This window comes from Thalassotalea nanhaiensis, assembly GCF_031583575.1.
GTDB classification, from domain to species: Bacteria; Pseudomonadota; Gammaproteobacteria; order Enterobacterales; family Alteromonadaceae; genus Thalassotalea_A; species Thalassotalea_A nanhaiensis.
Genome location: NZ_CP134146.1, coordinates 336,695 through 352,138 on the forward strand (window position 1 = coordinate 336,695; position 15,444 = coordinate 352,138).

General features: G+C 40.5%; 14 protein-coding genes. 3 read left to right on the forward strand and 11 right to left on the reverse strand.

The genetic code is table 11. The features are described from left to right. Window positions 1-75 precede the first annotated feature (75 nt). The 7 genes from RI845_RS01595 to RI845_RS01625 all read right to left on the reverse strand — a co-directional run bounded on the left by RI845_RS01595 (window position 76) and on the right by RI845_RS01625 (window position 7,434). On the reverse strand, window positions 76-342 hold the full coding sequence (locus tag RI845_RS01595; protein ID WP_348388013.1) for a hypothetical protein: 267 nt from the start codon (window positions 340-342) through the stop codon (window positions 76-78). Next, on the reverse strand, window positions 329-1,000 hold the full coding sequence (locus RI845_RS01600; protein ID WP_348388014.1) for a hypothetical protein: 672 nt from the start codon (window positions 998-1,000) through the stop codon (window positions 329-331). Before RI845_RS01600 ends, RI845_RS01595 begins: the two co-directional genes overlap by 14 nt. Window positions 1,001-1,043: 43 nt before the next feature. Continuing rightward, window positions 1,044-1,403, reverse strand: coding sequence for a cupin domain-containing protein (locus tag RI845_RS01605; RefSeq protein ID WP_348388015.1), 360 nt, complete (start codon window positions 1,401-1,403; stop codon window positions 1,044-1,046). A 66-nt stretch (window positions 1,404-1,469) separates the two neighbouring features. Then, on the reverse strand, window positions 1,470-3,059 hold the full coding sequence (locus RI845_RS01610) for a phytoene desaturase family protein (protein WP_348388016.1): 1,590 nt from the start codon (window positions 3,057-3,059) through the stop codon (window positions 1,470-1,472). 27 nt (window positions 3,060-3,086) lie between these two features. Further along, window positions 3,087-4,877 carry a sodium:solute symporter family protein gene (locus RI845_RS01615; protein ID WP_348388017.1) on the reverse strand — a complete coding sequence of 597 codons (1,791 nt, stop codon included), beginning with the start codon at window positions 4,875-4,877 and terminating at the stop codon, window positions 3,087-3,089. Window positions 4,878-4,898: 21 nt separating this feature from the next. Then, window positions 4,899-6,098 carry an aminomethyltransferase family protein gene (locus tag RI845_RS01620; RefSeq protein ID WP_348388018.1) on the reverse strand — a complete coding sequence of 400 codons (1,200 nt, stop codon included), beginning with the start codon at window positions 6,096-6,098 and terminating at the stop codon, window positions 4,899-4,901. A gap of 34 nt (window positions 6,099-6,132) precedes the next feature. Continuing rightward, entirely contained in the window at window positions 6,133-7,434 is a 1,302-nt protein-coding gene (locus RI845_RS01625; protein WP_348388019.1) for an NAD(P)/FAD-dependent oxidoreductase, read from the reverse strand. 345 nt (window positions 7,435-7,779) lie between these two features. Here RI845_RS01625 and RI845_RS01630 point away from each other — a divergent pair, with 345 nt between their 5' ends. The 3 genes from RI845_RS01630 to RI845_RS01640 all read left to right on the forward strand — a co-directional run bounded on the left by RI845_RS01630 (window position 7,780) and on the right by RI845_RS01640 (window position 10,821). Next, window positions 7,780-8,187 (forward strand): GFA family protein, encoded by a 408-nt coding sequence (locus RI845_RS01630; protein ID WP_348388020.1) that lies wholly within the window; start codon window positions 7,780-7,782, stop codon window positions 8,185-8,187. 22 nt (window positions 8,188-8,209) lie between these two features. Beyond that, window positions 8,210-9,412 carry an MFS transporter gene (locus tag RI845_RS01635; RefSeq protein WP_348388021.1) on the forward strand — a complete coding sequence of 401 codons (1,203 nt, stop codon included), beginning with the start codon at window positions 8,210-8,212 and terminating at the stop codon, window positions 9,410-9,412. 311 nt (window positions 9,413-9,723) lie between these two features. Next, window positions 9,724-10,821, forward strand: a complete 1,098-nt coding sequence (locus RI845_RS01640) for a 2Fe-2S iron-sulfur cluster-binding protein (RefSeq protein WP_348388022.1) — start codon at window positions 9,724-9,726, stop codon at window positions 10,819-10,821. A 36-nt stretch (window positions 10,822-10,857) separates the two neighbouring features. Here RI845_RS01640 and RI845_RS01645 read toward each other — a convergent pair whose 3' ends face one another. The 4 genes from RI845_RS01645 to RI845_RS01660 all read right to left on the reverse strand — a co-directional run bounded on the left by RI845_RS01645 (window position 10,858) and on the right by RI845_RS01660 (window position 15,259). After that, window positions 10,858-11,706, reverse strand: coding sequence for a hypothetical protein (locus RI845_RS01645; RefSeq protein ID WP_348388023.1), 849 nt, complete (start codon window positions 11,704-11,706; stop codon window positions 10,858-10,860). An 81-nt stretch (window positions 11,707-11,787) separates the two neighbouring features. Next, window positions 11,788-13,143 carry an aspartate aminotransferase family protein gene (locus tag RI845_RS01650; protein ID WP_348388024.1) on the reverse strand — a complete coding sequence of 452 codons (1,356 nt, stop codon included), beginning with the start codon at window positions 13,141-13,143 and terminating at the stop codon, window positions 11,788-11,790. 9 nt (window positions 13,144-13,152) lie between these two features. Further along, complete coding sequence (locus RI845_RS01655; RefSeq protein ID WP_348388025.1) at window positions 13,153-14,496, reverse strand: glutamine synthetase family protein; 1,344 nt, start codon at window positions 14,494-14,496, stop codon at window positions 13,153-13,155. After that, the gene (locus tag RI845_RS01660) at window positions 14,489-15,259 is read right to left on the reverse strand and encodes a gamma-glutamyl-gamma-aminobutyrate hydrolase family protein (RefSeq protein WP_348388026.1); all 771 of its coding nucleotides are present in this window, start codon (window positions 15,257-15,259) and stop codon (window positions 14,489-14,491) included. The genes RI845_RS01655 and RI845_RS01660 overlap by 8 nt, the downstream gene beginning before the upstream one ends. Between the last annotated feature and the right edge of the window lie 185 nt (window positions 15,260-15,444).

Below are 15,444 nucleotides of genomic sequence, written 5' to 3' on the forward strand. Positions count from 1 at the left end.
TATTAGCCTTAATATCTACATTATCACGAACACACACTTAATCAAGCCGCAATATTTGAAGTGCATCAGTGTTTGTTAATGGCGAGACGTGACTATTATATATGCACCTAACATGGTGATGAATATAGAAAAAAATGGCACAACAACTTCAAATGCACTACTGATGCCTATGTTCTTCATAATGGCAAATATTGGTGCACTCCAAAAAGAACCAAAACAAATAGCCAGCACACCCACTGCGATAGCGATAACACCTAAAATTATAAATAAATATTGCTTAATATGAATAATGCTTGGTTCAGTAGTTGGAATTTCTAATGGTTCATGATTAGTGCTTCTCATTAGCAGTTTTCCTTAGCAAATTATTGGTTTGCTGCCTGTGTTTTATGCTCCAGGCGGCCATCCTTAAACTCCAAACGATAAAACCAGCCCAATAAAAAATATAATCAATGGGTTGATCAATGCCAACGTAATAAAATAGCTCGTACCAATAGGTACTCCAAACGGTAGCCCAAAGGAAGTAAATGCCCCATTTATGTAACACTTGCCACTGCTTGGGGCTTATTAATTTACGGCCAAACGTGAATGAGGTCACTGTCATGGCGACTAAAACAATATAACCAGGTACCTGAATGATAATGTCGTTAAATGAATAAACATTGCTAATATAATGCTCACTAAAAATGGTCACCAGCCAAATGATAAAGACAAGTTGCCATGCCATAGCCGCTGAATAGGCTACGCCAATGTATTTTCGGTTTCTCAATAACCAGCGACTGAATACGCCAGGAAACAGCGCGTGATAGGAGGATGCAACAAAGCTTAAGTACAGTAGAGGTACAGAACAGCGTACGGTGAACTGGATCATCGACGACACCTCGTCAGCCTTGCCCAAATCAACCGTGCTGATAACAAAAAATACTGCTATTGTGATAGTTAAACTGATAAGCCAAAACAGCTGCCAACCGTTAACTAGTTTACTTTTGAGAATTTTTTTCATATTGAAAATCTACAAACCCTAGCCATAATTATAGTCAATGTATTTAATCTCGTTTATATGTTAAGTATGCTTTGCGTACAGTTTCTAACACCTCCCAGGTGCCTTTTGAATTGTTATCAAAATAAACAGTATCTCCTGCTTTAATTTCAATAGTGTCACCATTTTCTGGGTGAAACAGAGCATGGCCAGCAACAAAGGAACTTATCTCAGCATCCATAACTAAACGAGTCCAAATACCAGGTGTACACTCCCAAATGCCTGCTTCTGAACCATCTGGATTTTCATTTATGATAAGTCCACGAAGCGTTGAAATCTCAGCTGAAATTGGTTGTGGTACCGGACCCCAATCATCTAAATCAGCGGAGGCAATATCTGCAACATTTTTTAATTGTTTAATCGCCATTGATTTTTCCTCATCTTATTTTTTGTTTAAGTTAATAGTGAGCAACCATGCATTTATTATTCAGTATTATCTGTCTTGCAAAATTTTCTTGGCAGCATTAAAACCCGGAGCGCCCGTTACGCCACCGCCCGGATGAGAGCCTGAACCACATAAATAAAGACCTTTTATAGGCGTTGAATATTGTGCGGCTTCTGGATGCGGACGCATGCTGAACAATTGATCAGGTTCAAGGCGACCATGACAAATATCACCTCTGGTCATGCCAAACATTCGCTCCAGATCTAAAGGTGATAAGCATTGATAAGACACTAAAATCTCGTCTAAATTAGAAATATATTTGCCAAGATAGGCGAGTATGTTTTTTACAACGTTTTCTTTTTCTTGATCCCAATGCTTACCATCTTCTAAGTCGTAGGGCATGTATTTACACAGAAGGCTCATAACGTGATGACCTTCTGGTGCGAGTGAGTCATCGATTATGCTCGGAATTAGTGCTTCAATAATAGGCGGATCAGCAGGTATTCCTGCGCGAGCTGAACGATAAGCCCTTTCAACATGATCTTTATTTTCGATGATTGATATTGTTGATTTATGATGCTCACCAATATCATCACCTGGTATACAAGCAAATTTCGGTAAGCCATTTAATGCAAGGTTCATCCGTAACGATGCGGACTCTTGGCGTATAACATTGATGTCTTTGGCAAAGCTACTGGGCAAATGCTCTGCGCCAACGAGCGTCAGAAATGTTCTTTTCGGGTCGGTATTGGCGGCGACTATTTTGGTACTTATTATCTGTCCATCATCCAGGGTTACCCCTGTTGTATGGTTATTTTCAATATTTATTTTAGCGACACTCGCACAGGTTTTTATCACGACACCTTTCGCTATTGCCGATTTTGCCATGGCTTGGGTGATGCCACCCATGCCCCCTTTAACTAATCCCCACGCACCTTTAACACCGTCAATTCCTCCAACAGCATGGTGCAACATCGACATAGCGGAACCCGGTTGATGTAGGGAGGTAAAGGTTGAGGGTAGGCAGTGCTGAGCCATTACCGCTTTTATTTTATCACTTTCAAACCAACGCTCAATCAAGGTTTCAGGTGCGCCAATAAATAGCTGTAACATACGATGTTTGCTGTCATTGTCCAACTTGTAAAAATCCAAGCCTAATTTTACACAATTGAGTAGATCGGTAGCGCCACCACCACTCAGTTTAGGTGGCGGTTTGAGCCATTGTTTGGCGACCACATCGCCCACCTTATCTATGATGTCATGCAGTTCTTGGTATGAGTCATAATCAGTTTTTGAAAACTTATTAAATTGTTTTCTGTTCTCCTCTTCATCTTTACCAAGTAACAGATAATCACCATTAAGGTTTGGATAAAATGCATTATCAAGGGGTAAGGTTTGATAGCCATATTTTTTAAGCTGTAAATCATCAATCACTTCAGGCCGTAATAAACTGACCACATATGAGGCAATCGAGTTACGATAACCTGGGTGAAATTCTTCACTAACTGCAGCGCCGCCTACGATATGACGTTGCTCTAATACACAAACTTTCAATCCTTGCATAGCAAGGTAATTAGCCGTTGTCAGACCATTATGACCGGCACCAATTACAATGGCATCATAGTGATTGTTGCTCATAACTGAATTCCAGGTAAACCGGATGATTTATGCATTAGTACACTCACTGCTAACGCTGCTGGTTTTAGTCGTTTTAGGGGCATATGAGCGGTTAACTACTCGGTAAGTTAATATGCCCAAAGGCACATAAATGATTGCCCAGCCAAGAGCTAATAATGCTTCTGCGCTAAGCCAATCTAAACTATTATTGTTAAGTAGAGTGCCGGTAACTTTTTGATATGGGTATACGTAGTAGATCAGTAAAATAACTGTTAATGACAGACCGAATAACATAACGGTGATGCCAGCCCATTTAGTTCTTTTGGTTTGAGATGCGCTTTGCTCGTCAATTGGCATTTGGTGTAATTCAAGTCGACGCTGTTTTTCAATGTCGCTCACATTGCCAAAGTAAGAAACCAACACTATGGTGATTAGACTTATTATACAGCCAATAAGAATTGGATTGAGGTATGAAGGCAAATCAATTATTCCCGACACATCGAGAAACCTCGGTATAACATTGCCAACAAAGCCGCTAATAATCCCCCAAAAAGCACCACGTTCAGTGATCGATTTACTCCACACGCTCATAAAGGCAATAGGCCCCCATGAAGAAGCAAAAACAGTGCCTACATAATTGCTTAACCAAAAGATATCTACTGCTGTGATAAAGCTGATTAACAAGGTAACTATACTGACTATAAGCATAACCATTCGGCTGAAACGAAGCTTGGATTTATCATCATCTTGTTTGTTGTTTTTTTGTTTACTGGGCAAGATATCGTTACTAACGCTAAAACCGACTAAAGATAAAAATGTTGTCGATGAGGAAAGCGCAGCCGCCATAATACCTGCTAACAACAACCCTCCAACGATAGCCGGCATCATATTCATTGCCGCATAGATCATAGTTTGTTCAAATGGAAAAATGTCATCTTTACTCAAGTTCACTACAGTAGCGGCAGCAAAGAGCACCAGGTTACTCACCGCAACCACGACTGCGGCGATACACGCGGAGCGAATCACTACATGCTCAGATTTTGCCATTAAGTAACGGCTCGACTGCCAGGGACTTACTGCAGTAACCAAGCCCCAGGCGAGGCCGGTGATTAATGACCATATGGCGTAATCTGCCGGTGTTTGCCACTCGGTTTCGGCGCCTACCGTCCCATGCCAGCTCATAAGGTCGGGCTTACTTTCAAGAGTAATTAGTCCTTCAAACGCAGATAACCAACCACCATGCAGATCAATGATGTAATAAAAGGCGACAAAGCTCATGATCGTAAATAACAAGAACATGATCGTATCGGTGAGGATGACCCCGCGTGAACCTGAATAGAGAGTAAAAAATGTGTAACAAAACCAAGATGTTATCAAAGCTTGATGATAATTTAGCGGTGTAAGGTTTGTTAAAATAATCGCGGTACCTTGTGTAACCGCCAATAAATAGCCGCCAAGTCCTAATACTACGGTTATACCTGCTGCGCAGCGCACTGACTTGCTATTAAAGCGGCGGCCGAAAAATTCAGCGACGGTTAATACCTGGCTGCGTCTTAGGTAACGTCCAAAATATAATGCACCAATAATATACCCGGCAACCCAAGTTGCAGGCCAGAGAATATATGAGCCACCTTGTGAAGCATAAGAAAAACCTGTTTCACCTAAAAAGGCATTGGTACTGAGGACACTGGCCACTAACGTACCGACAATTAATATTGTTGGTGCTTTGCGACCAACAACAAAATAATCATCAAGGTGTTTTACTTTTTTACCGGCATAACCGCCAACAAATAAGTAGATGAGAACACTGATCAGAATGCTAGTGGTATATATATCCATAATTCTATTTATCTATTTCCATTAAAAAGGTGCTGGTGTTTGGTTGCGTTGGGCTAAATTGATAAACGGTAGTTGATGTAAACTACAATAAATCGCTTTGCCGGTTGTTTTGTCTATAACGTAAGTATTTTTGATATCAGCACAGCTGTCCTTGATCGATGCAAACCCTATCCATTGCTGCTCACGTTCATGCCAAACCAAGGAAGGGATAGTGCCAATTTGAATCTCAATATTATCGACTGCTGCGAACAGCTCTTGTCCTTCAGCAATTGTAGATTTACTGTTTATTTTTGTGCCTTTCATCTTATATCTGGAACCGGTTACTTTGGCCATTTGTAATGCTTGCTTGCCAACAAAATCTTCTTCGCGATCAACCTTTACGTTCCAGCCCAAGGTGAGCTCAAAGGGTAAACGTTCTTTAGATAAATCAGTAAAGGTACCAGCGGTGTCCCAACCTGGTACTATCATGCCAGCCTCAATTCGACACATTTGCAGAGCGCTTAAGCCATATCCCGGCAATGATAGCTGCAGGGTGTTTTCCGCATTAATAATGGCCTGTTCTACTTCATTAATTGCCTCTGGAGAGAACCATATTTCGTATCCCAAATCCCCTGTAAATCCAACTCGACCAACAAGAATCTGCTGACCCATTAACTCATAATATTTGAGCTCAAATGGCGCTAAATGTTCGATATCGGTGAAACCGAATTGTCTTAATACTGCGCAAGACTTGGGTCCTTGGATAGCAAGGCCGGCAAATTTTGATGTTTCTTCAGTGATGCTTAAATTGTCAAAATCATTATATTTAGCGAAATGGCTATCAAGATTTAACTCTGAAATTAACAGTAAATAATCATTGTTGTTAAACTTATAAACGATACCATCATCAATAAGAAATCCTTGCTCATTACAAATAAGCCCATAAGCAGCACGCATCCACGTTAGCTGGCTTACCGGTGAGGTTAAAATTCGGTCTAGAAATGCGCTGGCATCCTTTCCAGTGATACGAATTTTTTTCATTGGTGATGCATCAAAAAGCGCACAACTGTTACGTATTGCCTGATATTCATCAGCTGGATCACTGTATTGCATTGGCAAACAAAAGCCGTTCCAAATATCGTATTCATCAACAGTATGACTGGCAACGTAATGGTCAAAATTAAAGGCGCTATGACGTGAAACCAAATCACATAACACGCTTTTTTTTATGATATTTGTCATTTAAATTCTCACTAAAGTAGTCGCATTTTAGGCGTTACAGTTCGTCTAAAATTTTATAATACATCATGCCAATGGCTAGGGCCGGTCTTCTAAAAAGTTTGCCCCCAGGAAAACTCCAATGATGGATTTTGGCCAGAATATTAAATCGTTCAGGTTTACCATCTATTGCTTCAGCGATAACTCTTGCCATCATATGGGTCGGCGCAACGCCATGGCCAGAATAGGCTTGAACATAAAATATATTGTCGGCGAGATTCCCAAGTTGAGGCATGCGGTTTAGGCCTATGCCCATTTGGCCGCTCCAGCCATAGTCGATGTCAATGCCGGCAAGTTCAGGGAATACTTTCAACATTTTTTTGGCCATTGTTGCTTTTAAATCAGTAGGTTCTAAACCGGTATAGTTTGACAGACCACCAAATAACAAACGTTTGTCTGCCGATAATCGAAAGTAATCAAGCGCTGTTCGTGGATCACATACGGCTACATCAGCGGGCATAATGGCATTAACTATTTCACTGGGAAGCGGTGCAGTAGCAATTACCGAACTATTTGATGGCAGTATTTTTGTCGCAAGTTTGGGTACCAGCTCTCCCATATAAGCATTACCGCATAACACCAAAAATTTGGCATCTACTTTGCCACAATCGGTGTGCACTTTTACTCTTGAACCATGCTCTATATTTGTGACTTTTGATTGTTCGAAAATTTGCACACCAAGTTCACTTGCCGCATGTGCCTCACCGGCACATAAATTCAGTGGATGCACGTGACCATTGCCTGTTGGATTAAACAGGCCGCCAATGTAATTGTCTGAATTGACGAATTGTTTAACTTCATGTTGATCAAGCATTTGTAGCTGATGTGGGTTACCGTCTTTTTTTGTTTGCGCCTGCCATTGCTCTAATTCTTTCATGTGTCGAGGCTTTATTGCGACATCGCAATAACCCCACTTTAGATCACAGTCAATATTGTATTTTGCAACGCGCTCTCGAATGACTTCACTTGCTTCAAAGCCCATTTCATAGATGGCATTAACGCCGGATTTGCCTATGGTCCGTTCAAACTTTGCTGGAGATCCGATACCGGCAATAATTTGCCCGCCATTACGGCCCGTAGCGCCCCAGGCGATTCGTTTCGCTTCTAATAAAACTACCGCGTAACCTTTCTCAGCTAATTCAAGAGCGGTATTGACGCCGCTAAAGCCGCCGCCGACCACTACAACATCAGTTTTTATTTCACCTTCTAGTTTCTGGTAAACGGTTTTGTCATTGGCCGTTGCCGCATAATAAGAGCTAGTATGCTCTGTTTCTTGCACAGTTTTTTTAAGCCCAAACATAATTTTCTCCATATCATTTTTATGAGGCAATCAAAGTTGCCGTCAAAGTTAAATTCATTGTTATGATTACTGCAGAAATAAATGCAAAGGGTCTTCTTCTTCACCTCGGAAAAAATTTTGCCAAATTGCTGAAGTACTCACAAAATGTGACCATTCAATGACGAAAAAATGTTGAATTAGGTTGTGTGATTTCATGGTGTTAATCTAAATAATTCTATTAATAAACACTGCTACTCTATCAATGAAAAACAACAAGGTCAGTACCCCATAGGGGTATATACATTAGCATTACAACTTCCTATTCTTTTGATAGCAGGGTCAATTGATCTTTTATGGGAAAGTAAAATGATAACCGGTAGGTGTGAGTGCTCTAAAGTACGATTTCAAGTGAACGGTAGTATTAATGACTTTAGTCATTGTCATTGCAGCCAGTGTAGAAGGCTTCATGGCGCGGCATTTGCTACGTTTGCCGGTGTAAATCGGAATGACTTTTCCTACCTGTGTGGTGAATCTGAACTTAGATCGTATGCATCTTCAGAATCTCATTCACGAATATTTTGCCGACATTGCGGCTCAAACATTTTAGTTGCTTTAATCGATGAACCCAATGCACTCTATTTATCAATGAGTGCCATTGATGGAAACCCTTCACGACCTCCTGCTTACCATATCTTTGTAGGCTCGAAAGCGCCTTGGCATGTCATTCTGGATGATGCCGAGCAATTTGATACATTTCCAGAAAATGAAGATTAACCCAGGAGTTAACAACTAAATTATGATTATAAGTTCATATTTCCTTAGAGAGTCTTCCAATATATTTGATGGCTGGCGCTCTCTTTCAATCGCTTTATTCATGGCATTAGTCGGCTATTCAGTAATGGTTAGCATTCCGGTACTAAGTACTGCATGGGTAGAAATGCTTGGCTTTACTGAAGAGCAAGTGGGTCGTGTTGCAGGGGCCGACCTTGGTGGGTTTTCAGTTGGGGCGGTGCTTGCTGCATCATTCGTAGGGCGGATGAATCGACAATTATTGGTATTAATCGGCATTATTATATCAATAGCAAGTAATGCCTTATGTATGGCTTATGTTGAGTATGAGCAAGTTCTGTGGCTGCGAGTCGCCGCGGGGTTTGGGAGCGGTATTTTTACAGCGGTTGCCGTCACTTCATTGGGGGGAACTACCAAGCCAGCTCGTGCGTTTAATTTATTATTATTCGCCTTTGCATTTTCCCAAGCGCTTGAGTTGTATATTTTACCAAAACTGTCAATGGATGGAATTTATCTATTTTTTATTGGCCTGACTGTGGTTTGTTTATTGTTTATCCGCTGGGTACCTAAGCGACCACTCAATGATAGTGAACTGGCCGAACAAGAGAAACATGAAGATAGCATTGAGGATTGGCACGTACCCAAAATATTACCTTGGTTTTGTTTGGCTGCGATTAGTTTTACCTACATTAATATTGGTGGTTACTGGACTTATATTGAACTTGCCGCGTTAAGCGATGGTATTGCCGACGATTGGATAGGGAAATTACTGGTGTTGACCTCTTTCTTCTCAATTGTAGGTTGTTTGGTTGCAACCCTACTTAGTGACCGGTTTGGCTTATTTAAACCCCTTATTTGTTCTCTTTTGGCGATGGCAATAATCGTTGGCATGCTCAGTAGCGGCATTACCGATCTTAATATTATGATCAGTTTGTTCTCTTTTAATTTGTTATGGATTTTTGTTGATGTATTTCAAACGGCTATGGTGGCCCATATGGACCGAAGTGGCTCGTTGGTCGCGCTTGTACCTGGCGCTCAAGGTTTTGGTCAAATAATTGGCCCCAACGTAGCAGCCTCGGTATTAGGTGCTGAACTTGGTTATGACACTATGTTTCTGGTGAGCGGCTCTATGGCGCTTATTGCTATGCTCATCTACATTGGTGTTTACTATACCCGCTTCACCTCAACATACAGGTTTCAGAGTGACTGAGCTATTTCAATTCAAGGCACAGCTATACAGTAATGGTGCTCCCTTACAAATAGATGTAACGTAGAAGTGGGATTGCTCAGCAACTCCGTTCCGGTGGGTTTAAAATCAATTTATGCTGCGTTATTCAATTTAACAAGGGAACAACCATTCTCTAAATTTAATGCCTTGTCTAAATTGATTTTAACTCCCACTGAAATCTCGAAATTTGAGGTGGAACGGGTATATATATGCATCAACAAAAAGCGGTGTTGTCTAATGCAAGCTAAGATAGATATGAATGCTTGTTAAATATACACGAAGAAATACAGACAATGAGTGCAAAATTTTATCCTTTAACCATCGTCAGTGTTGAGCAACTAACCTCTGACGCTATACAGGTTCAGTTTCATTTACCTGCTGAATTAATGACAGAATTTTCCTATAAGCAAGGGCAACATCTAACCATTAAAACCGACATTGAGGGCGTCGAGTATAGACGTTCATACTCTCTGTGTAGTGGCGTGGTTGAACAAGAGTTAGAGGTTGCTATTAAATGTATTAAAGGTGGAGTGTTTTCTAATTTCGCCTTTGCAAATTTTACCGTAGGAATGACTTTAGAGGTAATGCCACCGCAGGGGCACTTCTGTACAGAATTATCTCCAGACAATGAACATGACTATCTTTTAATTGCTGTCGGCAGTGGGATCACCCCAATCATCTCTCACATCCAATCTATATTAGCCATTGAACCAAAAGCAAAAGTAACTTTAATATATGGTAATAAATCAGCTGAAAGTATCATGTTTTATAAAAAGCTGTCGGTAATTCATCATTATCATAAAAGCAGGTTTCAATGGCTTAATGTGTTTAGTCAGCAAACTGATATTGCTGAGCTTTACAAGGGGCGAATTAACCAACAAAAACTTATCGATTTATCTGCCGCTAATGTGGTTGATCTTGCAAGGGTAGGTGATGTTTTTCTTTGTGGTCCTGAAGCGATGATTGATGAACTGAGAGCAGCATTTAAAGATTGGCAGTTTGATCAACAACACATTCATTCAGAATTGTTTTTCTCTTTACCAAATAGAAGTGAAAAAAGTAATTCTGCTCACAATCAAGAATCCCAAAAGTATAACGAAACCAGTAGCGTTACTGTTAAAATTGATGGTGTCAAAACGGTTTATAAGGTGCCTAAAGCGGGTGAGAGTATCATTGATTCGGTTATGGAGCAGGGCGCTGATTTACCGTTTGCATGTAAAGCAGGCGTTTGCGCCACTTGCATGGCCAAATTGATTAGCGGTAAAATTGAAATGGATGAAAACCATGTGCTCAGTGCAGAAGAGACAAACGCAGGGATGATATTAACTTGTCAGTCACACCCTGTGACTGACGAAGTAGAAATTGACTTTGATGCAGATACAACCCCGTAACATACTAACTTGGAATGACGTCTGCAGTCAGACCTGTTAGCTTACGGACAGTTGTTTTTCTTCGGCAATATCAGCTTGCCATTCGAAAATGTTCAACTCAATTAAGAAGAAAGCCACCAACCATAAAAAGCTGTCCCAAAAATCGACAAAGTTACCTTCAAATCCCCAATAAACAGAAGCGACAAACAGTACTAGATAAACGCTACCTTTCATCACTCGGCTGTACTTTTCCCAAAACAAACTCGAATATTGTCCTAACTGGACACGTACGTCGTACTCCAACATCATGACCACGACAAGCCAAGCAGTAGCATTAATCACGTCAACCCATGCTAACGCTTGTGTCATAAATAAGTCATCAGCATTACTGATCACATTGAATTTTCCGTGAGTTAAAAAGTGGCCGTTAGTTAAGGCATAATCAGCACAATTTTGTTTGCTGATTTGTACATATTCATTCAGAGTTTCCATATACTTCCAATCACCATTTATGCTACATAAATCGGTAATATCAGAGGTACTGAAATTAAATGTTAATCCTAGTTTTACGATGTAGCCATATAATGCATAAACAATAAAAAAGTAGCAAAAAACACGAAAGCCATGCATCGCTCTTTTGGTCCAACCGGTAATTTGCTCATCTTCAATGGTGTAGGTTTCCAGTTCAAATAACAGTAGCAATAATACCCAAGCAGCGGTATCTACGGTTGCTGAAAATGCTTCAACAATATTGGCGAGAGAAAATCCGGCGGCAAAAGTGACTTCACTGGCCAGAGATTCTTCTTGGTAAAACAGTACCAGATTGTAAGCCAGCAATAGATATATGAGATATTTGAATGCCTGGTATCCCCAGGCATCAAAGTGGTGCTTAATTATTGCTTTCATTAAAGCCTCTTTTATATTTTTTATTATTATTTTGCTAAAAATAAAGGCAAATTATTTATCTATAATTTGCCTTTATTCAAGTTACTTAATGCCGTAGTGCGCCGCAGTTTGGTCTAAGGTAAGTTTTGCTTTTGCAATAAGCTCATCAATTTCCTTTTCGCTGATCACTAAGGGCGGCGAAATAATCATAGTATCGCCGCAAGGTCGCATGACTAAGCCATTACTTACAGCATAATCCCTACAGACACCGCCACCTTTTGTTTCAGGTTCAAGTCGTTCCCTCGTTATTTTATTGCCGACCAACTCAATAGCGGCAACCATGCCTAGACCGCGGGCTTCACCGACAATAGGGTGGTCAGCGAGTTCTTGCCATCGTTGTTGTAGATATGGCGCTGTTTTAGCTTTAACTTGATCAACAATCCCTTCAGAATCTAATAAATTGATATTAGTTAAGGCCACATTTGCCGCTACTGGGTGACCAGAATAAGTAAAACCATGATTAAAGTCACCGCCTTCTTCAATCAATACTTCTGCGACTTTATCGGAGACAATGACTCCTCCAATTGGGATGTACCCGGAAGATAAACCTTTGGCGATTGTTATTAAGTCTGGTTTTAAGTCAAACGTTTGTGCGGCAAACCATTCACCGGTACGACCAAAACCAGAGATAACTTCATCTAGAATAAATAAAATATCGTACTTGGCTAAAATGCGTTTAATTTCGGGCCAGTAAGTGGAGGGAGGGATAATAACACCGCCCGCACCTTGAAATGGCTCCGCGATAAATGCACCAATGTTTTCTTCACCAATTTCTAGAATCTTTTCTTCTAAAGACTGGGCCGCTTTTATACCAAACTCTTCTGGTGTTAAATCGCCACCTTCGACAAACCAGTATGGTTGATCAATATGAACGATACCATCAATGGGCAAGTCACCTTGTTCATGCATGTAACCCATACCGCCCAGACTAGCTGCTGCCACGGTTGAACCATGGTAAGCGTTCTTTCGACTGATAAACATTTTCTTTTCAGGCTTACCTTTTAAATCCCAATAACGGCGCACCATTCTAAAATTGGTATCGTTAGCTTCAGAGCCAGAGCCGGTAAAAAACACTTTATTCATATGAACGGGGGCCAGCGATGCTATTTTAGCGGCCAATTCTGTTGCCGGTGTTGTCGTTGTTTGAAAGAACAAATTGTAATAAGGCAATTCGCTCATTTGTTGTTGGGCAGCATCAGCTAATTCTTTACGGCCATAGCCTATGTTTACGCACCAAAGGCCAGCCATACCATCAAGAAATTTATTACCTTCACTGTCATAAAAATAAACACCTTCGGCTTTAGTAATAACTCTGGGACCCTTTTCTGCAAGCGTTTTATTGTCACTAAATGGCTGAAAATGGTGAGCATTATTTTTTTTCTGTAATTCAGTTTGCATAAGATTCCTTTATACGGCAGTTAGCAGAAAGTGTCTTTCCCAGGCACTGATCACGCTTTTATAATTTTCATGATCGGCTTTTCGGGTTTCGGTATATCCCTGCACAAATAAATCGCCTAAGTAGTGTTTTACTTTTTCACTACTGGCCATGGTTGCAATAGCATCATCGATGTTCGTCGGCATGGCTGTCGACTTTTCATCATTCTCTTTGCCAAGCCTTGGCTTGCTAGGCTCAACCTTATCAGACATGCCAATATAGCCACACAAAAGTGTTGCTGCTATGGCTAAATAGGGATTAGTGTCAGCGCCAGGTAAACGATTTTCAACACGACGTGCCTGAATAGGGGCGTTTGGTACACGCAAACCAACAGTTCTGTTTTCTAGGCCCCAATGTAAATTTACAGGTGATGCATAGCCGGCAATAAAACGTTTGTAGGAGTTAATGTTTGGTGCAAACATCGGCATCATCTGTGGGATATATTTTTGTAAGCCACCTATATAATGGCGAAATGCGTCAGTATCACCGTCAGCGGTTGCGAAAATATTTTCACCACTGGTGGCATTGATCACACTTTGATGGATATGCATGGCATTACCCGGTTCACCATGAATAGGTTTTGCCATAAAAGTAGCGGTTATACCGTGTTTGCTGGCTGCTTCTTTTACCATCCGCTTAAATACAAAGACTTGATCGGCCAGTGCTAAAGGATCACCATGGATGAAATTAAATTCAAACTGTGCCGCCCCTTCTTCATGAATAGCAGCATCAAGTGATAACCCTAATTGTTTTGCCCAAGTGTATAAGTCATCTATAAATGGTGAAAATTCAGTCATCGCGTCGATCCCAAATGACTGTCGACCACTTTCAGTATGTCCCGAACGACCAATTGGCGGTTCAAGTGCTCGGTTTGGATCTGGGTTGGTTTTCGCTAAATATAATTCCATTTCGGGGGCAACAACCGCTTGTAAATCCGCTTTATTATATAGTTCGATAACTTTTTTAAGCACGTTTCGAGCAGATAATTCAACTAATTCACCTTTTTGGTCAAAACAATCATGAATGATCATGGCGGTTGGTTTTTGTGTCCACGGTAAAATATAGCAAGCGTTTGCATCTGGTTTTAGCACCATATCAATGTCGCGTTCATCAACCAAAGTGAATAACAAGTCATCGTCTATATAATCACCACAAGCAGCCTGCAACATAATCGCTTCTGGAATGCGAAATCCGCCATCATTGATAAAAGTCTGTACCGGTAAAATTTTGCCTCTAGGAATGCCTGTATGATCGCAAGTGATGCATTGAACTTCTTCAATGTTATTTTCTTCTAACCAGTTTTTAATGCTATCCATTGTGTTGTTTTACCTTTTGTCTATTTGCGCATGCCTTACCAAATTCGGTAAAGATTTTAATACTGTGTTGATTATTTTTATATTGCCACTCTGGATGCCATTGCACTGCCATAGCAAAACTGTTGGCGCTGTTAACAGAGAAAGCTTCCACTAGACCATCTTCGGCAACAGCTTCAACTGTAAGCCCATCACCTAATTCATTAACACCTTGAGTGTGTAAAGAATTAACGTCGATACTTTTCTCGTTCAGTATTGTATGTAGTAGGCCGTGTTCAGTAATTTTTATGGTGTGACTTTCACTATATTGCTGTTCGAGGGGGAGGTCTTTATCTTCTCTGTGTTCAATAAATTGGCCAACGTGATGTAGGTTTTGATGCAAAGAGCCACCAAATGCAACATTCATTTCTTGGAAGCCACGACAAATACCTAACAAAGGAACACCTTTTTCGATGGCCGCTTTAATCAACAGTAAACTGGAATTGTCACGCTCAACATCTAATTTTGTATCGGGATGTGCAGGCTCATCTTGGTAATGTAAAGGATTGACCATTGAATAACCCCCAGTAAGCAATACGCCATCAACGAGCTCAATGAGTTGCTCAATTTGCAAATCATTTGCTAACGCAGGAATTAATACCGGTTGGCATTTACTGCCCCCTAAAATAGCCTGCAAATATTTATCGCCGGCAATATGAAAAGGGTGAGGACCAATAATATCTCGGTCACAGATAACACCAACAATTGGAATGCTTTTACTTGTCATATAAATTCTACGTTTAATAACCATGTGTTTGATTTATTACACACTAGCATAAAAATTTAGCTACAGTCGAGTATTTAAGTGAATAAAAATTAAACTTTTAGTTAACTTAAAATGACTAAAAAAACTCAAAATTTAAATTAAAGTTGAATTAAATCAAGCATTTGTTGTTTTTTGTTGGATTGTGG